15 protein-coding genes are annotated in these 24,181 nt (G+C 57.8%); 6 read left to right on the top strand and 9 right to left on the bottom strand.

Going from position 1 to position 24,181, the window contains the following annotated elements; translation table 11 throughout:
- Positions 1–108: 108 nt before the first annotated feature.
- Positions 109–570 (bottom strand): hypothetical protein, encoded by a 462-nt coding sequence (locus tag ACIQ17_RS01865; RefSeq protein WP_398464779.1) that lies wholly within the window; start codon positions 568–570, stop codon positions 109–111.
- A gap of 48 nt (positions 571–618) precedes the next feature.
- Positions 619–990, bottom strand: a complete 372-nt coding sequence (locus tag ACIQ17_RS01860; protein ID WP_398464777.1) for a hypothetical protein — start codon at positions 988–990, stop codon at positions 619–621.
- A 154-nt stretch (positions 991–1,144) separates the two neighbouring features.
- On the opposite strand from ACIQ17_RS01860, the gene ACIQ17_RS01855 reads away from it, so the two are divergent.
- The gene (locus tag ACIQ17_RS01855; RefSeq protein WP_398464775.1) at positions 1,145–2,839 is read left to right on the top strand and encodes a type IV secretory system conjugative DNA transfer family protein; all 1,695 of its coding nucleotides are present in this window, start codon (positions 1,145–1,147) and stop codon (positions 2,837–2,839) included.
- A gap of 16 nt (positions 2,840–2,855) precedes the next feature.
- Here the strand turns inward: ACIQ17_RS01855 and ACIQ17_RS01850 are convergent, their stop codons facing one another.
- The 3 genes from ACIQ17_RS01850 to ACIQ17_RS01840 are packed head-to-tail and all read right to left on the bottom strand — an operon-like array spanning position 2,856 to position 4,586.
- On the bottom strand, positions 2,856–3,404 hold the full coding sequence (locus ACIQ17_RS01850) for a hypothetical protein (protein ID WP_398464773.1): 549 nt from the start codon (positions 3,402–3,404) through the stop codon (positions 2,856–2,858).
- The gene (locus ACIQ17_RS01845) at positions 3,401–4,120 is read right to left on the bottom strand and encodes a hypothetical protein (protein ID WP_398464771.1); all 720 of its coding nucleotides are present in this window, start codon (positions 4,118–4,120) and stop codon (positions 3,401–3,403) included. The genes ACIQ17_RS01850 and ACIQ17_RS01845 overlap by 4 nt, the downstream gene beginning before the upstream one ends.
- A gap of 4 nt (positions 4,121–4,124) precedes the next feature.
- Positions 4,125–4,586 carry a hypothetical protein gene (locus ACIQ17_RS01840; RefSeq protein ID WP_398464769.1) on the bottom strand — a complete coding sequence of 154 codons (462 nt, stop codon included), beginning with the start codon at positions 4,584–4,586 and terminating at the stop codon, positions 4,125–4,127.
- 117 nt (positions 4,587–4,703) lie between these two features.
- On the opposite strand from ACIQ17_RS01840, the gene ACIQ17_RS01835 reads away from it, so the two are divergent.
- The 4 genes from ACIQ17_RS01835 (at position 4,704) to ACIQ17_RS01820 (ending at position 12,273) form a co-directional block, all read left to right on the top strand.
- Positions 4,704–5,072, top strand: coding sequence for a hypothetical protein (locus ACIQ17_RS01835; protein ID WP_398464767.1), 369 nt, complete (start codon positions 4,704–4,706; stop codon positions 5,070–5,072).
- Positions 5,072–7,927 carry a MobF family relaxase gene (gene mobF / locus ACIQ17_RS01830; protein WP_398464765.1) on the top strand — a complete coding sequence of 952 codons (2,856 nt, stop codon included), beginning with the start codon at positions 5,072–5,074 and terminating at the stop codon, positions 7,925–7,927. The genes ACIQ17_RS01835 and mobF overlap by 1 nt, the downstream gene beginning before the upstream one ends.
- Positions 7,928–9,910: 1,983 nt before the next feature.
- The gene (locus tag ACIQ17_RS01825; protein ID WP_398464763.1) at positions 9,911–11,317 is read left to right on the top strand and encodes a cytochrome P450; all 1,407 of its coding nucleotides are present in this window, start codon (positions 9,911–9,913) and stop codon (positions 11,315–11,317) included.
- A complete protein-coding gene (locus tag ACIQ17_RS01820; RefSeq protein WP_398464761.1) occupies positions 11,314–12,273 on the top strand; it encodes a lysophospholipid acyltransferase family protein in 960 nt (319 codons plus the stop codon). Before ACIQ17_RS01825 ends, ACIQ17_RS01820 begins: the two co-directional genes overlap by 4 nt.
- Before the next feature lie 8 nt (positions 12,274–12,281).
- Here the strand turns inward: ACIQ17_RS01820 and ACIQ17_RS01815 are convergent, their stop codons facing one another.
- The 4 genes from ACIQ17_RS01815 to ACIQ17_RS01800 all read right to left on the bottom strand — a co-directional run bounded on the left by ACIQ17_RS01815 (position 12,282) and on the right by ACIQ17_RS01800 (position 23,540).
- Complete coding sequence (locus ACIQ17_RS01815; protein ID WP_398464759.1) at positions 12,282–13,037, bottom strand: SDR family NAD(P)-dependent oxidoreductase; 756 nt, start codon at positions 13,035–13,037, stop codon at positions 12,282–12,284.
- 44 nt (positions 13,038–13,081) lie between these two features.
- Positions 13,082–14,350 carry an aminotransferase class I/II-fold pyridoxal phosphate-dependent enzyme gene (locus tag ACIQ17_RS01810; RefSeq protein ID WP_398464757.1) on the bottom strand — a complete coding sequence of 423 codons (1,269 nt, stop codon included), beginning with the start codon at positions 14,348–14,350 and terminating at the stop codon, positions 13,082–13,084.
- Positions 14,351–14,436: 86 nt separating this feature from the next.
- Positions 14,437–21,858: an SDR family NAD(P)-dependent oxidoreductase gene (locus tag ACIQ17_RS01805; protein ID WP_398464755.1), complete on the bottom strand. Its 7,422-nt coding sequence runs from the start codon at positions 21,856–21,858 to the stop codon at positions 14,437–14,439.
- Between the two features lie 608 nt (positions 21,859–22,466).
- On the bottom strand, positions 22,467–23,540 hold the full coding sequence (locus ACIQ17_RS01800; protein WP_398464753.1) for a polysaccharide biosynthesis/export family protein: 1,074 nt from the start codon (positions 23,538–23,540) through the stop codon (positions 22,467–22,469).
- A gap of 382 nt (positions 23,541–23,922) precedes the next feature.
- Here ACIQ17_RS01800 and ACIQ17_RS01795 point away from each other — a divergent pair.
- Positions 23,923–24,181 (top strand): hypothetical protein (locus tag ACIQ17_RS01795; RefSeq protein WP_398464751.1); only part of this gene is annotated, 259 nt, incomplete at its 3' end.

Genomic DNA, 24,181 nt, shown 5'->3' with positions numbered 1-24,181 from the left:
GACATTGGCGCTGTGTCGGTGCCTGTGCGATTACTGCCATCTGCAGGCACACTTCTTCGCCGCCACGAAGCCACCTTGCCTGACGTTGCCACGATCATCCAGCGGGTCTTATTTGACGAAGCTGCGTTTGAGAACGCGTCGCCCGAATGCTGATAATCTTCTGACCACATGGCATAGCCAGCGTCCCATTTTGCGCGGGACTTCAGGCTTTTGAACGTCGCGCAACCAGGTCTGCTGGGCATTCGGACGGAGGTTCGGATTGTGCTGCCGGTAGCCTCGATCCGCTAGGGCGGGCCCTAGTCGCCCTAATGCCAAGCTGATAACGACTGGCACTCGATCTGCATCTGCGCGCTGTTCAATCGTTGAAGCGAGCTTCGCCATGGAAGGCGTTTTCCAATCCACAACTTGCTTCGGCAGAGCATCGTATAGGCAAAGGCAAGGCTGCGCGCCGTACATTTGATGGCGACTGCTAAGCTTGACGCAGTACCAGGTCGCATCGGTGTAACTTTCGGGGCTTTCAGGGAGCTCTCCACTCCGAATAAATTCGTAGATGTCAGGAACTTGAATCATCGTCATTCCGGTGCAGAAAAACCTCAATCGAAAAATCGGCCTTGACGTTTAAGTCGACTGAACGCCCGCTTCTGGCTCCTGTTCGGCCCCCCTGCTCTTGACGAGTCCTTTAATGGCAACGATGGCTTGGTTCAGTAGCGGCGTCGGCAGATGGACGCCGTGTTTAACAAGCTCAGACGCCAGTTCGCTTGCCCCCCGAAGCTTCAGCCCCAATTCACGCCGCGCTTCATTCTCATCGATCTGTTGGACACCGCCGAATGAAGGGATCTGCCACAGTCCGTACATGATCCCATGCGCGAATTGCAGCGCCGCATGATCGGCATACTTGTAGGCAGGGTCACTCGCGTCCACCTCACACATCGACTGCAAATCCCGGCGCAGCCGCTTTTCCAATTCGTTCAATTCATCTTGTGACGTCATCTTTATGCGATCTCCTTGATGGAGGTCGTACTATCAAAGACGCCCTAACAAAGCGGGCTGCGAATGTCTAAAAACTGCGCCAATTGACGGCATCTTTCATTATTTCTGTGTGCTTTATAGGGACATCTGACTCGGCGAAAGCAACTATCGAATCATGAAGTTCACCCCAGGCATAAAGCAGATCTACGCAGTCATTACTCTTGTGTTCGTCGTCATTGCACTGGGCTATCCGACAGCTTTCGTTGTTCACCACGGTTGGCAACCCGCTGCATGGCCAGCGGAGCTTAACAAAGTCGACGCTACTGCGTGGTTCGACGGATTTCTCAAGTGGGGTCTGAACGTTCCGCAGATCGTCACGGCTTATTGGCACATGGCGAGAGGTGAGGCTCCGGCGTTCTCGGGTGGTGGCTCAACCGAATTCAAAGCAATCGCGAGTCTCCTCCTCTTCTTCTGTGCAACAATATTGCTCAACGGAAAAATTCAGTCGATCCGCGATCGGAGCGGGATCTATGGCGACGCTCAGTGGTCGTCCTCGGATGTTGTCGCAAGCCTGATTCAAGGTCTTGAGATCGGGATCGATCCCATGACGCAAAAGGCCGTTCGGATACAAGTCGAGGGCAACCTCCTGACGATTGCCCCGCCTCGGACGGGCAAGACCGGTGGCTTCATCATTCCAAATCTCGCTTTTCCGGATGTTGGCGCGTGGGCGGGACCTGCAGTCGTGATCGACCCCAAGGGCGATGCGCACCGAGCGCTCAAGCGGCGACGGGTCTCGATGGGCCGTGTCGTCCGGTGTTTGGACCCCCTGGGACTAGCCGGTGGAGATGACCGCTGGAATCCGCTTCTCCACGTTGATCCAAACAATATCCTTTATCTGCAAACGATGGCGCTCGCCTTGCTCCCGCCCGCAAAGGACGTCACTGACGCCAATTACTTCCAAAGCCGGGCAAGCGATCTCATTGTTGCTGCGATCCTCGCCACAATCCGAAATGGCAGAGCCGATGCGGTCGGTGCCGCCGAGTTACTGATGCATCCCGATCGACTGCTGGCAGCATTGAACAATGCGCTCGATCACCCCTCCCTAGCAGCGGCGTCAATCCTCGAGATGGATTCCAAATCACGCGACAGCATCACGTCGACCGCACAGCAGGCCACCCAGTGGCTACGCGATAGCCGGATGCAGCGTATCGTCCAAGACCATACATTCGACCTGTCGGATCTTGCCGAAGGTCATGTCGATCTGTTCATTGTTCTGCCTGCCGGCGACGAAAAGAAAATTCTCGCGCCATATGTGCGATGGTTATTGGCTGACTTGTTCGCCTCTGTCCGCACCCATCGCCCTACTGAGCGGATTATCGCATTTATCGACGAGGCCTTCGTTCTTGGCAGATTTGACGCTATCCTAACCGGTGTCGGTGAGTTGCCAGGTTATGGCCTTTCTCTTTGGACATTCTGGCAGTCTCGCTCGCAGCTTGTTGAAACCTATAACCAGAACGGAGCCGACACGCTGATTGCCACTGCCGAGATGACCAATCTGTTCAACATTCCGGCGGCTCTTCCCGATGAAAACGAGCACTGGTCGAAAGCCATCGGGACCTTCACGGGCATCAAAACCACCACCACGACAGATGCAAAAACCGGGAAAGTGTCGGAGACGAAAGCGGCGGAGCCGCTCCGATTGGTGCCGGCATCGGATATTCGAAAGGTCCTTCAGCGAAGCCAAGTCGTATTCCTCAATAGCCCGTCGCACCCTCCCCATCCGTTAAAGTTGAACAAGACGATTGCCGATCGAGACCCTCGCTTCCAAGCACTCGTCGACTTCCAAGCTCCGGTCGGCAAAACCGGTTGATCCCGGCGTGTGCCCCTTATTCCACGGCAACTTTCGCCGTGGCATATCCCTGATTTGGAATCCAATTGCGAAGTAGGAAAGATCCATCAAAATTCTTGATCAGATCAAGGCGCGTCCCGGGAGCGATCCGCTGCTGAACGACTTCCCCCGTCGGCATTCTCCATTCGACAGAAATCCCGTTCGGGATCGCTATCGTCCGGGCGGTATTGAGCCAACTCAGGTATCCCGCCGCGCCCAGAGGGGTAACGATGACAAATCCATAGAAGATCACAACCGATCGACGCAATCCCCACCAGCGGAGCGCGCGCATGGCATTGCTTACGCGCCAATTGAGAGACCAAAATAGAGGCGCCCGCATATCGACACGAAGCGATTTACGCAGTTTTTGCCGATCCGCGATCGACAAATCTGGATCTTCGAACGCTTTGAGGCGCTCGGCCGCTGGCCGATTGAGCCATTCGGATAAGCGCGTTTGGCTGAGCTTGGCAACTTTACTGTTGGCTTTTGCGAAACGAGCTTGCGCGTCCCGGAACTTGGCTCTGAGTTGGGCGCGTCGGCCGGTCATCCGACCAGCCACTCTGCGGCTGGACGCACCGCTTCCATCGCATCCGTTCGGAAACGTTCGAGATCACGGTGAATGCGCAGTGCCGGCCCGATACCGTACTTTGCGCGCAACTCTGTGGGATCGATCCGCCCTATGCTGGCGAGGCCCCCAGCTTGGAGAATCTCGTCGGCCCCATTTTCGAGTATCTGATGGTCGAAGGACGTCAACGCATCGACCTGGCAATGTGCTTTGAGCCAATCGGCTGGTACATTTTCATGCAGGCGGTTTTCAATGAGAAATTGTGCGGCCGCCCACGGTTTCGATACCGCCAGAATTGAGGAGGCTGCGGCCATCGCTGCATGTTCTGCAGTTACGACTGCACAAATGCCGAACTCGGATCCGCTTTTTGCCAATACTGGCGCTATATCCGAAATCACACTTAGGAGCGTCAGCGACGTGTTCGCTCCGACATCGACAATCGTCGCGATTTTCGAAGATTCGAGCTCGGTCAGAAGCGCATCAAATTCGGAGCGGGCAGCCTTTCCGCCAGATCGCTCGATGGCCTCGCGGTCGGCACGCATCTTGAAAAAAGTAACCCGGTCGCCGAGTTCGATCATGCGGGCGCTGGAGTCAATTTCAATGATCGGGGCGCCGTCGATGGCCTCCGCCAATGCACGCGCGAAAACCGTCTTACCGACGCCGCCTTTTTCTTGTGTGACAAAAAGTATGCGCGGCATCGTTTTATTCCTTTTTCAAAATCGACTGCAATTTTTCGAAAGCCGCGGCGCGAAGGTCGTGCTCGCTCGCCGCTGGCTCGACTGGGGTGCTAGAGCTGGAAAGCGCAACCGCGTCTTGCAAAAGCCGCGGCTTAACCCGCTCCACCTCGATCGTCGCCACGGTATCCCCTCGAGGGCGGGCGTTTTTCTCCGACCTTCGACGGTCTTGGCTCTCGATCTGATTGACCAACGCCGTCAAGCGATGCGTGGTGATCGGCACCCGATCTTTGCCTTGAACAACGCCTTGTTTGGCGAGTGCGTCTGCGATTGCCGACCACGCCACGCCGTCGTTGCGAAGTTCGTAAATGATGGGAAGAGCGGCGCGAACCGCGGATGTCGTGCCTATTGTCTCCCGCCCAGGCGCAGCGAGACGCGCCTGCTGAAGGCGTTTGGCGTCACTACGGAGTTTCTTTGGATCAAGAGGCATCCGGGCCTCTATATGCCCGTTAGCAACGAACTAGCCAGTGCTAGTCGTGCTAGTGGATACTAGTCATTTAACTAGTTTGAGATCATTTATTTCAGATTCCACACCATACGCACTAAAATGCTTAAGGTCATTTTGCGGACAATCGAACGGGCGCTTGCAGCTCCCGCGAAGTGGTGCGACCCGTTCGCGATCGCCAATTTGGAGATCGCTGTGCCAACCGTGCAATACACCGTCTCTCTCGACAAAGTCTTAGCTGACCGCATTGATCATGCGGCAGGAAAAGCCGGAATGACCGGCTCTGCCTTCGTCGCTGAATGTGTCGTCCAAAACTTCGAAACGACCTCCCGGTTTCTTTTTCTGATTGATCGTATGGAGCTTGTCGACCAAGGATTGATCGATCTTGCGACTTTCGTTGGAGAGGCTCTCTCAGGCAACGTCCACTCCAATGCGTCCGAGAGTGGTTCGTCGCACACATCGGCAGAGTGATGACGGCCTCCCTCCATGCGCTGTCAACTGGGAGAGACGCTGGCCTCTACTACGTCAACGACCCCCAGCGTGAGAGCCGCCCTCACCGACGAGACGAGTATTACTCAAAAGACGGTAACGGTTTCTGGTGGACCACGGGTGAGAGCGTCGTTCGAAATGGGAAACCCATCGATCGAGACAGTTTCCGCGACCTATGTGCCGGGATAGATCCGCGAAATGGTAAAGGCCTCGTTCGGGCGTCCGGCGCTTCGCATCGTGCAGGTTGGGATTTCACATTTTCAGCCCCCAAGAGTGTCTCGATTCTCTGGATGGCCGGAGATCAGGTCCAAAGAAATCAGATTGTCCAACTTCATAGGGGGGCTGTAGACCGCGCCCTGCACCTATTCGCAACCGAGCGACTCCTTGATGTTCGCCTGGGACAAGGCGGTTATATCCGCCAAGCTCCAACCGACATCATTGTCGGCCGCTTTCCTCATTTCACCTCTCGAGAGGGTGATTGCAATCTTCACGAGCACTGTGTTCTTATAAACGTCCTTGGTTGTCGGGACGGCAAATGGCGCACTGCCGAGACCGAACGTGCTTTCGCAAACCTTCTGGTTCTAGGCGCTGCCTATCGAGCGGAACTCGCCAGCGGGCTATGTCGAATGGGCTTTCATCTCCGTGAAGCCGGCCGAGGGCAGTTTGAAATTGCAGGAATTCCTGAAAGCCTGATCAAGCAGTTCTCAAAGCGATCGGCTCAAATAGAAAAGGAAGTGGGGCGCGACGCAAGCACACTGCAGAAAGGTGTTGCTACATTGGCAACAAGAGCGTCGAAGGAAGAAGTCCCCATCGGCGTCGCGCTCGAGGAGCGATGGAAACAAGAGCTAAGCCAAACCCGAGCCGCGCCTTGGGAAAATGCGCTTTCGTTTCGCCCGCGCTTCACGCCATTTCCCGAGCCAGAATTCACCCTCGATCCTGCGCCAATTGAGAGCGACGGGCCAGTGTCAAAAGCCGCGTCAGAACGCTTCCGACATCAGAGCGTCATCGAGCGAAAAGACCTGCTTAGAGATGCGTTCGTCAATGCCACATGGGAGGCAAAGAACGTTGACGACGTTTTCGTTGAGCTCACCTCGATTGAAGAACGCGGCCAGATGATAGCACTCGCCGGCACGCAACACGCCTCTTGTTGGACAAGTCCAATCATTGCAGAGAAAGAGGCCAGCCTCCTGCGTTCTGCTGACAGACATCACGAGCGCGAATGGCTTGACCCGGACCACGTCACCAACGCGATAGTACAAGCTGAACACCTTTCTGAGGAGCAAGCGGCCGCCATACGTCTCGCCTGCGGCCGTGATGGCGTGACTATCTGCGAAGCTGCGGCGGGAACGGGCAAGACAACACTTGCGCGCGTCATTGTCAAAGCGGCGCATCACTCCGGTTTAGAGATTTTAGGGCTCGCTCCGACCTGGGTGGCGGCTGATGAACTTTCGCGATCGACAAAAATATCGTCGCAATCAATCGCTAAGTGGCGATTTGACAACCGACGAGGAGATACAAAAGCTCTGACGAGCAATAACCTCATCATCATCGATGAGGTGAGCCTCTGCGGCATGAATGACCTTGAGGACGTTTTGCGTAAAGCTGCCGAAGCCAAAGCAAAGGTCATTTGCCTTGGTGACCGACGACAGCTTGAAGCCGTTGCTAACGGCAATCCGCTCAAAGCACTTCACGAAATCACGAAACGATCGGCGACCATGTCCGAGGTCCGTCGTCAGCATGTCGGCTGGCAACGCTCTGCATCAATACTCATGGCAAAAGGTGACGTCGCGTCGGGTCTGAGAGCCTACGCTCGAAACGGCAAAGTGAAGCTCATTGCTGGCGACAAGAATGTGCACGCACAGGCAATTCAGTATTGGAGCGAGTGGCGGGCGCAATTCGGAGATGACGTCATTCTCGTCACTCGACGAAACGTCGATGCAAACAGTCTTAACCAAGCGGCGCGATCAGTTCTACGTGCAGAAGGGAGACTGCTCGGGCCTGACGTCACTGTCGAGGCTGTCGATAGAGAGAAAAGGCGCACGACAATTGCAATAGCACGAGGCGATCGCATTCGCTTCAGCGAGAATTTGCCTATGTTTGGGATTAGGAATGGCACGCGGGGCACGATCTTGGAGATAGAAGCCGACAAGTCGGATCCGAGCATGTCTATTCAGCTCGAAGATGGAACCTTGATCAATCAGGTGTGGTCGGCCCTGGCAAGGGATCAGTTTGGTACACGTTCTCCGCCCCGGGTGAGCCTCGCTTATGCTGGCACAGCCTATTCCGTCCAAGGTCGCACAGCGTCCGCTGCGATTTTGGTCGTGACGAAAGCAACTGATGCCAGGGAAATCTATGTCGGACTCACGAGGCATCAACGGGATGCTATCCTTATTGCCGAACGAGATCGCCTTCTTTCTGCTGGCATAGCCCGCCAATCATCCATCGCCGTTTTATCGGATCAAACGATGGCTCTCGAGCAACTGTACTCCGAGGCAAGTCGCTACTCGGAGAAAGCAAACGTCGTTGACTATGTTCGATCACGGCCGGAATTCATCAGGACCGGTATCGTCGATCTGCATATCGCGAGAAAATTGCTCGATCTGCCGAGCATCGCTCGAGCGGCGCGATCGGTCGCTATGCATTCCTCGCTTCGAGAGATAATTGGCACGCGTATCAGGGCGAATGAGGATGTCACTAGGGCCGGCGCGCAGCGATCGGCGATGTCGCGCCAATTCGATAAATTCATCTCTACACTGACGCGCAAACTTCGGCGCATACGGGCAAAGGGAGCTGAGATCGCCCACAACATTCAGCGATCATATGACGTAACGCGCTGATGGCTGCTACATTCACGCAGTCACAGGATTTTACACCCATCACGTAGTAAATGTCGAATTTCCCGGCCAACGACCGCCTTCGCTGCGGCCTTAACAACTTTCATTTTCGGATCTACTATCCTGTCCAAGCATTCAGGGAGGCGCACATGAGTCCCGAAGGTTGGCATCAGCATATTCACCTTCCATCTAACATGGAACATGTGGCGCTCGACAGATGGGATGCTTTCCTCTGGGTTGTATTTGCGTTTATCCCTCACGCACAGATCCGAAAGCACATGTGGCCGGCCAACGATGATTGGCTACTCGACCTCAAATAAATTCCGAGAGCGCACAGCGCATTCCATGAGAGAGAAAATGGCCATCCTGGCCACTTCACTCCTCCCCGACCAGTTTTGCCCAGACGTACTTCCCATTGCGGGCCTATCTCGTCGTTGTTGTTGATCGAGCAGGCCCAGTAGACTGCCCCATCGCAGTTGACATCTGATACCCCCCTCAAGGTCGCCCGTTTGACTTCAATCGCAGCTGCCTTGCTTGACGTATGGTTTTATGTTGCCGGTCCTTTCATGATCGATCCGGAATGAACCGCGTGTTCGATACTGGGCAACTTCGCTGCGCTGGATATGGAGCCGTCGGCAGAATCAGCTATATTGAAATGACTTTGCAGTGCGGCACCGACTGATTGATCCCCCTGTCGATTTTTTGCCAATTTCATTGCCGGCCCCGCTCTTTTGGGGCCGATTTTTTGATCGAAAGCGGATGTAAACCGTTTCTGGAGTCTATTTCATTCCTTCGGTGTTAGCCCGCCACATGGTGGCAAACAATCGCCAAACAGAGCGCAACGTCGTCCAGGCGACTCAGGAACTCGCTTACGTGAAGCTGCTAAACCTCTCTGTGATTAACGCCAAAAATCTGGTGAATGCGGCGCAATACATCAGCAACTAAGTTAGGGCGAGCGTGATTGAAATCCGATGTGACGAATGCGACGACGTGATGGATCAGATTGGGCGCGGACCTTTGAAGGCGGGCAAAGACCTCGTTACATATCGCTGCCGCCTCTGCGCTGGGGTCAAAAAGGTTGAAAGAGATACACGATTTTTGGACTAGAAATTTTCCCTCGACAGCAATTTCAAAAGAAAACTGTCACATGAGCGACCATCTGAGTCTGCTTAAGGCTCGGTTCTGCAGAGCAGTTTTAGTTACCGCGGAACGCAGCAGCCTTGTTGAAGCACGCCGTCTGATCGAAGCCTTGAGCAGCGAACCGTTGACAAGCGGCACGACAAGAGTAGTCGCGACTGCCGAACGAGACGCTTTGGCCGCTATACTTTTATTGTCGGAGCGTTTCAATGATCGAACCGCGGCTATAGTTCAAAGAGAGTGGCAAGTCGCGACGATTGCTGTACTGCGCTGGATTCAATCCGCGAGTTAGCCTGGCTGACTTCATCAAGTTTCTTTGGCTGTAAGCCCCCAACGCCAGCGGTAGGTCTAATGGCGGGAGACTGTTACCCGCTAATCGGTCGAAGCTTCAAAACGGTCGGCGCCCGACAAAAGTTAGAGTTTGCGCTTCAATGCTGCTCAATTAAAGCTCCAGACCAATGCCACCGCATTCTAGTAAACCCGGCGAGAAATGGTGAAGCTAAGATTGGTAGATCACATTGGAACAGACTCGGGCATTCACTGAATCATGCTTCGGCAAGATCGACCAATACTTCGGCACTGTGGGGGCAACGGCGTCACTGTTATCAGTCCTTAAGCGAGTGGCATACTTTTGCGCGTCAATGCCAGTTTCTGTCCTCCCGTTCTCTGCAATTAGATTAGGGGAGAACAAAGATCCAGAGAAATCCATCCAGGTATGCTCACTGGCGATAACAAATATGGGTCCGAGTCAGGAGCGGTCAGCATATTGACGACCGAGCCACCAATACTTCACAACCCTCCTCAAATATTTCGAGGCTGGATTAACATTCAGCAGCAAAAGTGGGCTCGATGAAACCGCAATTTATTCCCCCCTTCCCTGAGCGTTTTCCATCTCCACCTCCAGAATGGAAGCGTTTGCTTGTTGGCCGCAAGAATTTTCTTGCAATGTGGGAGGAAGAAGCGTTCGAGCTGGAATTTTCGTCAGCTCAGGTATTTTGTCGGAAGACTTTTTTATGCAATAGCCCAGATTCGGTGCAATTCGCATTTAGCAAGCATAATGCAAGTTTTGAACGCAAAGCGCCGCAGATGCGGTTTGCGCTGAAACCACTACTTGGGAACGGGCTTTTTATCAGCGATGGGACCACATGGAAGGCGCGGCGTCGTACAGTGGCGCCAATCATTCATGGCAGCAGGCTGCCACTTTTCGCCGATATGATGGTCGACGCCGCAAGCGAATTGGGACAGACATGGCGTTCGCGAATGTCAGGCGTGGGCTACGTTGGCCCTAGCGTACAGCTCGACATGCTGGCGGAGATGGCTCACCTCACTGCCAACATCATTTCGCGAACCGTTTTTGGAAACGAATTGGCGCCAGAATTTTCTGAGGAGATCGTCGCCGGATTCAGCGAGTATCAGGCGGTGATCGGGCAGATCGACCCGATCTCGCTGCTCGGCTTCCCCGACTGGTTTCCGAGATATTATCGTCCGGCAGTTCATCGGACGAGCGAGCGCATTCACGGTGTAATCGGTCGCATTATCGATGACATAAAGGCACGCCGTAGTGTTGATGACAGCTCCTTGATCGGGCAATTGTTGGATGCCCGCGACGAGAATGGGCAGCCACTTAGCCGCGAGGCGATCCGCGATGAGGCCGCCGTGCTCTTCATGGCAGGCCATGAGACGACGGCGAACAGTCTCGCATGGCTTTGGTTCATTCTCTCGCAAATGCCGCAGCATGATACTGCGCTACAGAGCGAGCTCGCGATGGTGTTGAAAGGTCGACAGCCGACCTTGGCAGATGTGCCAAAGCTGGAATTTACACGCGCCGTTATCGAAGAGACGCTTCGACTATACCCGCCTGTTCCTATCTTGCCGCGTGAGGCGCTTCACGACGAGGAATTTGAAGGTGAAGCCATCCCGCGCGGTTCACTCATTTTTGTCGTCCCATGGCTGCTCCATCGTCACAAAAAGCTGTGGGACTATCCCGACCATTTCATTCCAGAACGATTTTTGGGAGAGCGCGCAAGACAGATCTCGAAATTTGCCTACGTGCCGTTCAGCGTTGGGCCACGCGTGTGCGCCGGTATGACTTTCGCTTTGACGGAGTCAATCCTATGCGTGGCGACACTGGCGCAGAAATTTTCGATGAAGCTCACGCCCGGACATGTGGTCGAGCCGGTTTGCCGTCTGACGCTCCGGCCCGCGGGCGGTTTGCCGATGATCGTGTCGTCGCGCGATGCGGCGCCGTCCGCATGACGTCTTCGCCGACAGCACCGCCGTTGCGCTGGCTTGTGGGGACCCCCGCGCAGAAGGCCGCCGCGCGAAACTATTGGATTCGAGATCCAGTCGTCGGGGCGCTCGAATACCTGATTCACTACTCGGTGCGAGCGCTGCCTATCGGTCTTGGCTCTTGGCTGGGCGCGATCGTCTCAAAAGGTACTCGCCATCTCTACCCGCATAGCGAGGTCCGGGCGCGATTGGTCTGGAATACGTTACACCCGGACAGATCGGACCCCACTTCAGTCACCACTGCGATGGATCGGCTGTGGCGCAATGTCAGCCGCACCATGTTTGAGTATTCATTCCTCGATCGCCTTTGGAGGGCTGGCCGCATCCGGGTCACGGGAGGCGATGTGCTCGACCGCGCGCGCGATACGGGACGTCCAATATTGGTGGCGGTCGTCCACCTCGGTAATTGGGAAGTCGTGCTTGCCGCCGGTGTCGCGCTCGGACATCAGGGATCAGGAATCTACCTTGCGCCGGAGAACCGGTTCGAGCATGCGCTGGTAAAGACCGCGCGGACACGCTACGGCGCACGTTTTGTCGCCGCAGGGCCAAGCAGCATCCGAAAAGCAGTTGCAGAACTGAAAGAAAGGGCTGGACCATTCATCATCTTCGTCGATGAGGAAGCAAGAGGACGCGTGCAGGCACCGGCCTTCGGCCGACAACTCAACGCCGATTCCAACATCGGTTATGTGGCGCGTCTGGCTAATCTCACCAATGCCGTTGTTGTGCCTGCCTATTGCGTCCGACAAGGGGACAGCGCGCGGTTCGAAGTGCATTTTCTAGAGCCGGTTGCCATAGAGAAAACGCGAGACAAGGAGGCAGATCTGCAGAACAATATGCAGCGGCTGAACGCTGTGTTTGAACCAGTGGTCCGAGCGCATATCGACCAGTGGTTTTATGCGTTGGATCTGGACCTTAACTCCTAAAACGCGGACTACTTTGAATCTGTCACATCGAAGCGAAACCAGCGTTCAGTGAATTGACGTACACGGTCGGGCATGACGCCGCCGAGCCACGTGATAAAAGCTAGGAATGTCGGGAACGCGATGACCGATTGGTCGCGGCGAAGACCGTGGAGGATGAGTTCGGCGGCTTTCTCAGCCGAAACTTCGAATGGGCGTGGCCCGATTTCGCGCGCGGCCATGGGAGTCGCGACATAGCCCGGGCAAATCACGCTCACCTTAACACCGTGGCCGCGGAGTCCAGAGCGGAGCGCGAGACCATAACGGAGGATCGCGGCCTTGCTCGCGCTATAGCTCGGGGCATCGGTCACCGGCACGAAGCCGGCAATCGATGACACGATGGCAATCTGCCCCGCCCTCCGCGCGATCATGGCTCCGAGCAATGGCTGGATTGTATTGACAACGCCGAAGATATTCGTTTCCAGCACCTCACGACTGGTGGCAGCGGTCTCGACAGCGCTGTGTGGCGACAAGCCACCGGTCACGCCGGCATTGGCGATCAGGAGGTCGACCGCCTGATCGCGGTCGAACGAGATCAGCCATTCATGCATGGCAGCTGGATCGCGTACGTCGATGGCACCGATCTCGACGATCGCGCCAGCGGCCTTGCAGATGCTCGCGGTCTCGATCAGCCGCTCGCGATCGCGCCCGAGAAGGGCGAGCGTGACGCCGGGCGCCGCGCAGGCTTGCGCAATCGCCCGCCCAATCCCGCTTGAGGCACCTGTCACAACGACACAGCGCGGAGTGGTAATATCGATGTGAGCAGTCAGTTTCAGTATCCGGGGACGCCGAGCGACTTCAGTAGCTCGGGCATTTTTGTGAGTTCTTCGGCGGTGACGTCGAGCGCCTTCTCGATGTCATCTTCGCCATGGGTCGCGTTCAGAAAGAAGCGCAGGCGCGCCGCCTTGGCGGGAACGGCCGGATACAACACCGGCATGACATTGACCCCGCGCCGCAGAAGAGCGTGGCTCAGTGCGACGGCCGGGATCGAGTCGCCGATAATGATCGGGCTGACCGCCGTCGGAATCTCGCGAGCCACAGTTAGCAGCCTCTTGGCACGCGCTCGTTCGTCGAAAAAGCGCGCACGGCTGTGCAATCTCGTAACCCGTTCGGGCTCCTTGTGCATAGTCTGCAGCGCGAAGTTCGCAGCGGCGGCGATCACTGGCGGCATGGCGACGCTGTAGACGAACACCGAGACTAGGCTCTTGATGTAATCAACGAGCTCCGCCGAGGTTGCGATATAACCGCCGCAGCCGGCCAACGTTTTCGACAGCGTTCCCATCCAGATATCGACATCGCGGGGATCGACGCCACAATGCTCGAAGCTGCCGGCACCGGTGGCGCCGATCACGCCGAGCGCATGCGCTTCATCGACCATTAGCCAGGCCGAATAACGCTTCTTCAGTTCGATCAAGCGCTTCAGGTCCGGGACGTCACCGTCCATACCGTACAGCCCCTCGACCACGATCAGAGCGCGACCGAATTTGCCGCGGTTGGCTTTGAGCAGGCGCTCGAGATCGTCGAGGTCGTTATGGGCAAAACTGCGGCGCGCTGCGCCCGATAGCACGCCGCCCATGGTCGCGCTGTTGTGGATGACTTGATCACAGATCAGGATGTCTTTCGGCCCCACCAACTGGCCGATGACGCCGAGATTGGTGGCATAGCCGCTGACAAGGACGACGCAGTCTTCCGATGCGTAGTGCGCCGCCAAATTGCGCTCTAGCTCGCGATGGATTTCGCGCTCGCCGGCGACGTGGCGGCTGCCGGTCGCGGATACGCCGTAGCGATCAATTGCGGCCTTGGCCACATCGGCGAGACGATCGTCCGCATTGAGTCCGAGATAGTCGTACGACGAGAAGTTGATAACCTCCTGCCCATCGATGACGGTACGGGATCCAGGGCGCCCGTCATGGGCTCGAAAGTAAGGCGATGACAGGCCGATCCGATCGCCGATCAAGCGCTCATATTTCAGCTCCGCGAAGCCGGGCAGCGTCCCATAGTTCAGCGAAGGAGCGTGGGCTCCTTCGAATTGTTGCTCCACCAACGCGGCCTGATGTCCTTTTTTGGCGGCAGCTGCCAACGACAAAAGATGACGCCGACCGTCCGGATTCAGTCGCCCATCGTCGCTCATGACGACAGCGCTCCCTCGGCATTCGCCGCAACCTCGATCGACCGGGTAAAGGCGGCGACGTCCTTCATGTCGACATGGCTGGTGTGATGGGCCGCGATCGCTGGCGAATGCGGATTGACGTCGGCATCGTCGTGGACATTCGCTTGCTCGATGATTTCCTCGACAAGTCCAGCGACCGTCAGTTCCGCCGAACTGCCGCTTAGCGCCAATTGGAGCCCGAAGCTCTCTTCAAGAGCCATGAACAGCTCGATCGACATCAGTGAATCCAGACCGAACTCGGCGAGCGGCTTGCGCGCCACGATGTCTTCAGCCTGGAACTGGAGAATTGCGACGAGATGCTTGGTGACGATTCGCATCACCGTGTCGCGTACGACCTCGATGTCGTCCTTCGTGACCATGGCTTTCAGATCGATCTTTTCGACTGCCGAAGCATCCACCCGCGAAATATTGGACAGCACGGCGAAAGTCGGCGATTTCAGCAGCGGCAGACGATCGGAATTAAACGCACCTTCATGTGCGGCGATGGTGATCACGGCGAGCGACGGATCGGCTCCGCACACCGCCAGCGCATCGCCCATCAAGTCGAGCGCCTCACGGGCCATCATGCCGCGCACGCCTCCGACCTTCTGCAGGTCGCCCTTCAGCCGCTTGGTGCGCGCGACCACGCCGACATCCGCGATCGGTCCCCAGCCGATGGCGAGCGAGGGCAGTCCGAGCTGGCGGCGCCTCCGGGCCAGACCTTCGAGGAAGGCATTGGCGGCCACATAGGCACCTTGTCCGGGATTGCCGAAAAGCGTCGTCACCGACGAATACATGACGAAGCAGTCGAGCTTCACACGGCGTGTGGCATAGTCGAGATTTATCGCGCCGTCGATCTTGGGCTTGAACACGCGATTCAACTGATCGGCGGTCATGTTGGCTATGGTAGAATCGTCGAGCACCATTGCCGAATGGAATACGCCGGCAAGCGGCGGCATGCGCTGCTCGATCGTAGCGAAAAGCTTGCCGACAGCATCGGCATCGGCCACGTCACAGCGCATCGCGAGGACCTTCACGCCGCGATCGACGAGCTCATCGACGAATCCCCGCGCCGTCTCAGAAGTGGCGCTGTTGCGGCCCACCAGCACGAGATGCTTGACCCCCCTGTCGGCAAGCCACCGCGCAGTTTCCATACCGAGGCCACTGAAAGCGCCGGTGACGAGATGGCTCTTAGCGGTACTGAGATGAAATTGCGGCTCCGACGCACGGACGCTCTCAGGAGGTGCCGGTTGCACGACGATCTTGCCGATATGGCCGGACTGCTGCATGAGCGTGAAGGCTGATGCGACATCCTCGCCAGAGAACAGCGAGAACGGCGGCGGATAGAACGTACCGTCGGCAAACTTCTCCATGATCTGGCCGAACAACTTGCGCGCCAGCGCGGGGCGCCCCGACATTAATTGGTCGAGATCGACGCCGAAATAGCTCAGATTTTTGCGGAACGGGCGGAGGCCGAGATTAGTATTGGCGACATAGTCGCGCTTGCCGAGCTCGACAAAGCGGCCGAATGGGGCGAGACAGGCTAGGCTTCGCTCCATCGCCTCACCTGCCAAGCTATTCAGAACCACATCGACGCCCTTGGACGCGAATGTGCGAACTTGATCAGCGAAATCGAGGGTGCGGGAATCCAGCACATGGTCGACGCCAAGGCTGCGGACGAAGGCGCGCTTGGCATCGCTGCCGGCTGTGGCGATAATATTTGCCTTGCGCGCCATCGCGATCTGAATGGCCGCGAGACCGACGGCGCCGGCGGCGCCATGGATCAACACCCACTCATCGGCTTCCAGACGGGCCAGCGTATCGAGACCATACCAGGCCGTTAGAAATGCGACGGGAATTGTAGCTGCTGCGGTGGTCGAGATGTGATCCGGGAGCAGCACCGTCTGATCGGTGGGCACCGTGACGTAGCTGGAGAAGGCAAAGCTCGCGAAGGCGGCCACACGGTCGCCCTTTTTGAAGCGGGTAACGCCCGGGCCAATATCGGCCACAACACCCGCGCATTCGAGACCCAGCGCAGCGCCAGTCAATCCGTCTTCCAGGATGTCGTCGGGCAAGAGGCCCATGGAATACATCAGGTCACGAAAATTCAGGCCAGTGGCCTGAACCGCGATCTCGATCTGGCCCGGGCCCGGGCGGCCCCGCTCGACCGGCAGCCATTCGACACGCTGATAGACGTTGTGCTTGCGCTCGAGCCGCACCGCGGTGGCTGGCACCGCATCGATGCCGTCGATGGCGCTGCTGGCGCTGCGAACTCGCACCGCGCGCATGCTCGACTGGTCGATTTGGAATTCGGTCTCGCTCGAATTCGAGATGATGATCTCAGCAAGTCGTTGCGACACCACATCGATCGGGCAGCCCGTCACCACATCGATCTTGCACACATGCACATTGGGGAATTCATTCGCCAGCGTGCGGGCGAAGGCCCAGATGGCGGTGGCGATCGGGCGGATCGCGCCATGATCGGAGGCAAGCGCGCCTTCGGTGACCAGGAACAACCGCGACGGCGTTGAGCCGAGGCGCATGGCGCAAGACCTCTGGTCGAGGCACCATTTGCGCAGGCGATCGAGATCGCTGGCGTGCTCATTGTCGGCGGAAAACACTTGGATCAGCGCATCGCCTGCCGCCGCCGGCAGCGTCGTCCCAGGCGCGCCGATGCCAAACACCACGGCAAGGCCGGCATCCTCCAACCGGCGTTCCAACAAGGCGAGAAGCTCGGCCTTGTGGCGCTCGATCGGGCCAAAGACGATGATAGCGGCGCGGTCGTCGGCGAGCACGTCGGGCGTTGAGCTTCTAGCGGCCGGCGCTGGCGTCTTGGCTACCAACAGACGACCGCCATCGATGTCAATCGATTGGACGGCGGCAAAGCTGCGGCCCTGTAGGGCGTCGAGCCAGCTCGCTCCCTCAATCGTGGGTCGATAATAGCGCTGGCGGCCATCGCCATCGGCGAGCGACGCGAAATGGAACACCATGTCGCGGAACAGCGAGTCCGATAACGCGACTGCGGCCAGCACGCCGTTTGGCGCGAGGAGATCAACGATATCATCGACGGCGATTTCCGGTGGCAGGCGGCTGAGCCCATCATCGGCCAGAATCACGTCAAACTGGCTGCCCGGCGCCGGAAACGCTTCTAGCAGCGTCGCGGCGTGGGAACGGCCGAACGCTGTCGTAACCGCCTCGCGGCGGCGGAACTCCGGCTCGAAAATGGAGAGATGTGCATGCAGCCCGTCGAGCGGCCGCAAGCGCTCGGAGCTACCGATCTGAAGGATGCGGAGCGCCGTGCCCCGGCCCGCAGCGACGCGGATGCGGCCGAGCAGCAAAGACAGATGATCGCCATGCGGATTGTGCCGCACGTAGAAATCGTAGGCCAGCGCCGAGAGCGGTTTGACCGCGTCGAGGCCCTCCCCGGCCCTAAGCCGCTCGACCAAAGTGGAAATCTCGGCGGCCACCAAGATTTCGCCCGCGAGTTCCGGATGTTCGCGCACGATCGTCGTCAGGATCGACTGCGCCGTAGGCAAGTCTGCCGGACGCTCGATCCGCCAGGCGCCGTCGTCCGGTTGGCACAGACATGCGGCAGCCAATGACGTCAAGCTGCGTGTCAACCAGCCTTTTAGATGCTCCGGCCAACGCTGCATCGCCACCAAGAGCTGGACATCAAGCTTGTCGTCGGTCGCCAATGCTGCGGCGATCTCATAGGCCGCCACCGTACTCCAGGCTTCCAGCAGCTCTACACCTTCGCTGTCGCGGTCCGTCACATCGCCTCGGTAGTCGCTTCGTACCACCGCGACAACGTCGTCCACCGACATCGGCACTCCCGTGGAGCCGACCCAGGTGCCGTCAAGCGGCTCGGCCCGCTCGATCAGGGAGACGCTCTGCAGCACCGTCGGACGACGGACCGGCACGGCCTGACAGCGCACGCCGATCAGCGTGGCCACCGGCTCGTGATCCGCGCCGATAATAGTGAGATCCACCAGAATGGTGCGCTCATTGCGGCTGCGTACAGTAATGCGGGCTTCGCGAACAAGAGTCTGCGGGCGCAGCAGATTGACCTCGTCCATTCGTACCGGGATGAACGCGACGCCGCGTTCCTCGGCTTTTAGGCTTGGAAACAATGCGATGACGCCTTGGGCGCAGCAGTCCATGCGAGCCGGATCGAGCCAGAACTCTTGAGCCACCGCTCCATCCGGTAGATGGACCGACAGATGCGCGTTGTCGTGGACAGTAATCCGCTCGACCTCGCCGAAGCGCGAGCTATAGTGTAGCCCGCAAGCATCTGCCGTGCGGTAGTGCTGATCCCGATCGATAACCTCGCCGAGATTTGGCCAATCGTCGAGTTGCACATCTTTAAACGCGCCCTTCGTGATCTTTCCGCGGGCATGCAACACCAGATTGGCGCCGGACAAGCGTGGGCGACTGAGCACCTCGACCAGACCCGTGGCCTGCGAGATCCGTGTCACTACCTCGCGCGTCTCGTCCTGTGACAATTCCAACGGTCGGAGCAGCTCGAGATCAAAAATGCGCAGATCGTCGGTGCCCAGCCACTGGCGACCGACGCTTAACAATATCTCGATAAAGCCAGTCCCGGGCAGAATAGCCTGACTGCCAAGCCGATGACCGGCGAGATCAGGATAGCGCTCGGTGTCGAGCAGAGCACTCCATTGCAGTACGTCCTGAGATACCCGCGCGCCGGTGAGCGGATGGTTTACTGCCGCCGTCCAGCCAACGCTTTCGATCGTGGGCACGACGCGATATTCCTGCTGCTGCCAAGGATAGAGCGGCAGTGCCACATCGCCATAGACGTCACGCCCGGCGATGGCAGCCAGATCGATGGACGCCCCCTTGGCGATCACCTTCGCCGCCAGTCTCAGCATCGGGTCGATCTCGTCGTCCTGATCTTGCTCTAGGGCGCTAAGATAGTGCTTTGCCGCTGCGCCATCCGGCAGGCTGGCCAAGATGTGCTTGGGCAGCATGCCGCGCGGGCCAATCTCCAAGAAAACCCGCGCGCCGAAATCGGCGGCCGCCAGCACCGCGGCACCGAACCGCACAGGCTCTCGCACATTGCGCCACCAGTAATGGCCGTCGACTTTCGCGCCATCGAACTCTTCACCGGTGACGGTAGAGATGAAAGGCGTGTTTGAAGAAGCGGAGGCGACGTCCGCCAGATCCGCCGCCAGCTGAATTTGGACCGGATCCATCAGCGAAGTGTGGAAGGGATAATCGAGATCGAGATCGAGCGCGGCAACGCCTTTGCGGCGCGCAAGGATAATCAAGGATTTTACCGCTGCCGGCGGACCGGCGACGGTCACCGCCTGCGGGCTGTTGAAGGCTGCGATTTCGAGGCCAGCGACCTCGTCGAGCAACGGTTGCAAAATGTCTGGCTGCGCCAGCACGGCCGCCATGCGGCCCTGTCCGCGTACGGTTTCCTGCGCCAAGCTGCGGAAGTGGATGACCCGCGTCGCTTCGGCGAGCGTCAGCGCGCCGCTGGCTTCGGCCGCCGCGACCTCGCCGACGCTATGGCCGAGATTCGCGACCGAATTGATGCCGAGCGCGCGCAGGGCAGCCGTCGCCGAGCTTTGAATGGCGAAGATCAGCGGTTGAGCGATACTGGTGAGGACAATCCTTTCGGCAAGATCGTCGGCGAACAGCTGCTCGATCAGCGACCAACCGGATAACTTTTGGAATAGGTCATCGATCGCACCAAAGCGGCTACGGAAGACATCGTTGAGGCGATAGGCCTTACGGCCCATGCCGACCCATTGACTGCCATTGCCGGAATAGACGAAGGCGATGGGCAACGGCGTTTCGACTGATTGATCGAGTACCAGCGCTGTATGCGGACTCTCTGCGGCTAAGGCATCTAGCGCCTCGACGACGACCTCGGCTCGCGAAGACGCAATCGCAAGGCGATGCGGCAGCAGATCGCGGCGATGCAGCGCTGCTGCAGCAACTGCCGCAGTTTGAGCATCGTCCATGCCCGCGATACGCGTGCGATAGTCGGCGGCAAGGTTGGCCAGCGCCGCCTTGCTGTGGGCGGAAATGGCAAAGACCGGGGCGCCCTGCGCAGGCGGCACTGGCGCTTCGGGAACGAAATTCGGCCCGGCGACAATGGCGTGGGCATTGGTGCCACCGAAACCGAATGAGTTGACGCCGGCATAAACCTGGCGGGGATCGCTTAGCGGCAGCGCCGCGGTGCAAACATCCAGATTGAGCGCATCAAAATCGATGTTCGGATTCGGCGCCAGATAGTTCACCACCGGCGGCAGCTCACCATGGCCGAGCGCGAGCATTGCTTTGATGACGCCGGCGATGCCTGAGGCCGCTTCGAGATGACCGATATTGGTTTTAATGGAGCCGATGGTGAGCGCCGAATGGGTGCGGCCGCTGCCGAGGCTGCGGCCGATGGCGCCGGCCTCGATGGGATCACCGGCCGGCGTGCCAGTTCCGTGAGCCTCGACAAAGGCGAGCTGGTCAGCATTGATACCGGCGGCAGTGTAAAGGGTCCGCAACAGCCGTTCCTGCGCATCACCAGAGGGTAGAGAGATGCCGTTAGTGCGCCCGTCGGAATTGACGTCGGATGCAACGATATGGCCGCGCCATGACTGGCCGCTTGCACGCGATGCATCGGACCGCATTAACACCAACACGGCGCCGCCTTCGGCGCGCACGAAGCCATCAGCGTCCTTGGAGAAGGCGCGGCACAGGCCAGTGGGCGACAGCATCGACGCCTGTGAGAATGAGATGAAGGATGTGGGCGCAGCAATCACATTGACGCCGGCAACCACGGCCAGATCAATGCGGCCGCTTCGCAGGGCGTCGCAGGCTGCATTGATGGCAACCAAAGAGGATGAGCAAGCCGTGTCAAAAGTAATGCTAGGGCCGCGAAAATCGAAGATATAGGAAATGCGGTTGGCGATGACTGCCAGTGCATTCCCAGTAGCGAAATGCGCGTCACCGGCAGAAGGATCGGCAAAAAAGCCGTGGGCATATTCGGTGAGCGACGCGCCTACATAGACGCCGACTTCGCTTCCCGCCAGCGAAGACGGCTTGATACCCGCATCTTCTAGCGCCTCCCAAGTGAGCTGCAGCAGCAGGCGCTGCTGCGGATCCAGCTGCGGCGCCTCCCGCGGAGAAATGCCAAATGCCAGCGGATCAAAACCATAGATATCGTCGAGCACGCCGGCAGCCCAAGTGAAACTCTTTCCGCGCTCCTGCAGGCGCGGATGGCCATAGTGATCCAGATTGAAGCGATCGGGGGGAACTTGGGAGATGGCGCAGCGGCGCTGGCTGAGCAACGACCAAAGATCGGAAATTGAGTTAGCGCCGGGCATCCTGCACGCCCAGCCGAGAACACCAACTGAGCCTTTGAATTCGATACTGGGCATTTCAAACTTTCATTTGCGCCGCTATCCGCCTCAACATGCTTCAGCGCGTAAATGCCTATAAAAATTGACCGGGTATTCCCAACCTGCGCCCTGAAAGGCGAGTTAACGCGATCTAGTCAACCTTACTACACCCGGAGGAAATACTTCTACTCTCCCTTGTACAGCTAAGTTGCGAGAGTCAAAACAACATGAATGGGGTATGCCATTAATCTAGAGCAACGCTGCCCGCGCAAAATGCATACTTTCCGCGCGGAGCAACTCGAAAGAATGGATATTCGCCGCTTTCACGTTACTGAGTGCTAACCGGTCAAATCTGACGACTATCATGCAACTAAACTGCGCATGCTCGAATGGCGAGCCGAATTTTACTTAACGACGACAAATGGCACGCCATCGCGGCCTTACGTGTCCCAAACTCAGCGATTGCCACCACCCCCAGTAACAAGTTTCGACGAGAACGATTCGCTCTGCTACTAACGAATGACGAGCATGAAGCTGCTGAGCGTCATGCCATTTCCGTTTTCGTATACCGTCTGCGAACGCAGAATCGGACGATACACTTGCCGACAACGCGAACGTAATAAAGGTAGCGATGGCTAAAGCCCGTTTCACTTGATCGTTCCGTATACTGCCATTCCAGAAATCACGGGCGAAGTAACGGTGCCCACCAAAGTCAGGAACTTTAGGACGGGATCCGATGCTGAATTCGCGACGTAAACAATGTCCTTATCCCGGATCGGGAATGATCGGGCCAAGAAAAATGAATTAGCTTGACGTAGATCCAGACGATACACGACGGGTATGAGATCTCCCGCGGAAGGTAGCGGTCGATTGGGAGCAATCCTCGCAGCGAGAGCGGCAGGCTCGAAGCGAAAGAGAAAGATTCCACCAGGATCGGCCCTATTGTCGAGCAACCCTCCGGCTTTCGCCAGCGCCTCTTCTAAAGTAAGACCAGACGCGTCGAAAGGAACTTTCTCACTGCGGCCAGCTGCGCCGAAGGTCGTAAATGTTTGAGGATCGCGCACCAACGTGACGACATCGCCGGGGAGAACGTAGATATTCTCTCCTGGTGCTGCGAGGATCGCATTATAGGCAACTGACACCGTGCGCTTGCCGCGGGTCAAGCGGATAAAGGCCTCGTGTGACCCAATTCGAATTCCGCCAGCGGAAGCGATAACATCTAATAGACGGTCGCCGCGTGGGTTAAGAGGAATACGCCCCGGCGACCCCACTTCGCCGCCGACTACTGCGGAGTTGCTGTAGTTCTTGGTAATCGTGACTACGGCCTGCGGCTCAATCGCCTTGCCTTGGAGGGCTTTGACGACGGCATCCTCGACATTCGTAGGCCGCAAACCCGCCACACGTAGCCTGCCGGCGTAAGGAACCTTAATCGTCCCATCGCGGGCCACAACCTGCTCAGGCACGATGGCGGTGCGCGATCCCGCACTTGATGATCGATCATTTACTCCGGCTGAAAAAAGGCCGCCCGCGGCAGCTTCATAGACGGTGACAACCACGGAGTCGCCGACGCCCACGCGCAGATCCGGCGCCGGAACCTGTCCAAGGAATGTTCGCGAGAACGAATCGCGGGGCTGCGACGAGCTGATGCTCGCGACCTGCTCAGTAATGTCGACGGTGAGATAGCCGCTCGCTTGATCGCTGGAGCCTTCCTGCGAGGCCACGTCGTATGCGATCGGCCCAGAGCTCGGGAGCATGGTGCAAGATGCTGTCGATAAAGCCGCGACTACCCACAACGCCCGAGCGACGATAGTCCAGGGAAGGAACGACACGCTTGAATTTCTTTCTTCAATTAAACTAAACATTCACATACACGCCTACCGACAAATCGACGGTGGCACCACACCAAATTACTTATCACAATGTTCTTAAGTGCTCCTGCGGAAGAGTGAAAAATGCTCCATTCGATGCTAACATTTTTCTGCTGTGCCGATTTCGCAACAACAGCGGCGATTCTCAGAGAGTCGCGGACCCGACACATCCTCCGCTCAGTCCTGTGCAGTTGAAGGTGTCAAAGTTAACAGCTGGGCTGCGGGTTGCAAACAAATGGTGCAGAATTTGACTTTCGACACTTCAGATTCACCGAATCCGCCACGCACCTTGGTCGTGGTCGGGTTCTACGGGCGCGGCAACAGCGGCGACGAAGCTATTCTTCAGTGTATTTTCGAGGCCTTCCAAGACCTGTTTGAGATCCGGATCGCAGTAGATGGCCATGGAGCCTACGGCGGCTTCTGGGACTGGTATCCATACACGCAATCCCAAGTGATCCATCAAACTAATGTGTCGCATTTTCTCCCGCGCGAGC

The sequence above is a fragment of the Tardiphaga sp. genome (genome assembly GCF_044340795.1).
Classification (GTDB): domain Bacteria; phylum Pseudomonadota; class Alphaproteobacteria; order Rhizobiales; family Xanthobacteraceae; genus Tardiphaga.
Note: the sequence above shows the minus strand (reverse complement) of the source record. Positions and strands in the feature narration are given on the sequence as shown.

Coding starts and splice junctions, on each gene's coding strand:
- ACIQ17_RS01850 (WP_398464773.1), bottom strand. CDS start 3,404: ATGACCGGCCGACGCGCCCAACTCAGAGCCAAGTTCCGGGACGCGCAA.
- ACIQ17_RS01865 (WP_398464779.1), bottom strand. CDS start 570: ATGATTCAAGTTCCTGACATCTACGAATTTATTCGGAGTGGAGAGCTC.
- ACIQ17_RS01860 (WP_398464777.1), bottom strand. CDS start 990: ATGACGTCACAAGATGAATTGAACGAATTGGAAAAGCGGCTGCGCCGG.
- ACIQ17_RS01845 (WP_398464771.1), bottom strand. CDS start 4,120: ATGCCGCGCATACTTTTTGTCACACAAGAAAAAGGCGGCGTCGGTAAG.
- ACIQ17_RS01840 (WP_398464769.1), bottom strand. CDS start 4,586: ATGCCTCTTGATCCAAAGAAACTCCGTAGTGACGCCAAACGCCTTCAG.
- ACIQ17_RS01855 (WP_398464775.1), top strand. CDS start 1,145: ATGAAGTTCACCCCAGGCATAAAGCAGATCTACGCAGTCATTACTCTT.
- ACIQ17_RS01825 (WP_398464763.1), top strand. CDS start 9,911: ATGAAACCGCAATTTATTCCCCCCTTCCCTGAGCGTTTTCCATCTCCA.
- ACIQ17_RS01805 (WP_398464755.1), bottom strand. CDS start 21,858: ATGCCCAGTATCGAATTCAAAGGCTCAGTTGGTGTTCTCGGCTGGGCG.
- ACIQ17_RS01835 (WP_398464767.1), top strand. CDS start 4,704: ATGCTTAAGGTCATTTTGCGGACAATCGAACGGGCGCTTGCAGCTCCC.
- ACIQ17_RS01820 (WP_398464761.1), top strand. CDS start 11,314: ATGACGTCTTCGCCGACAGCACCGCCGTTGCGCTGGCTTGTGGGGACC.
- mobF (WP_398464765.1), top strand. CDS start 5,072: ATGACGGCCTCCCTCCATGCGCTGTCAACTGGGAGAGACGCTGGCCTC.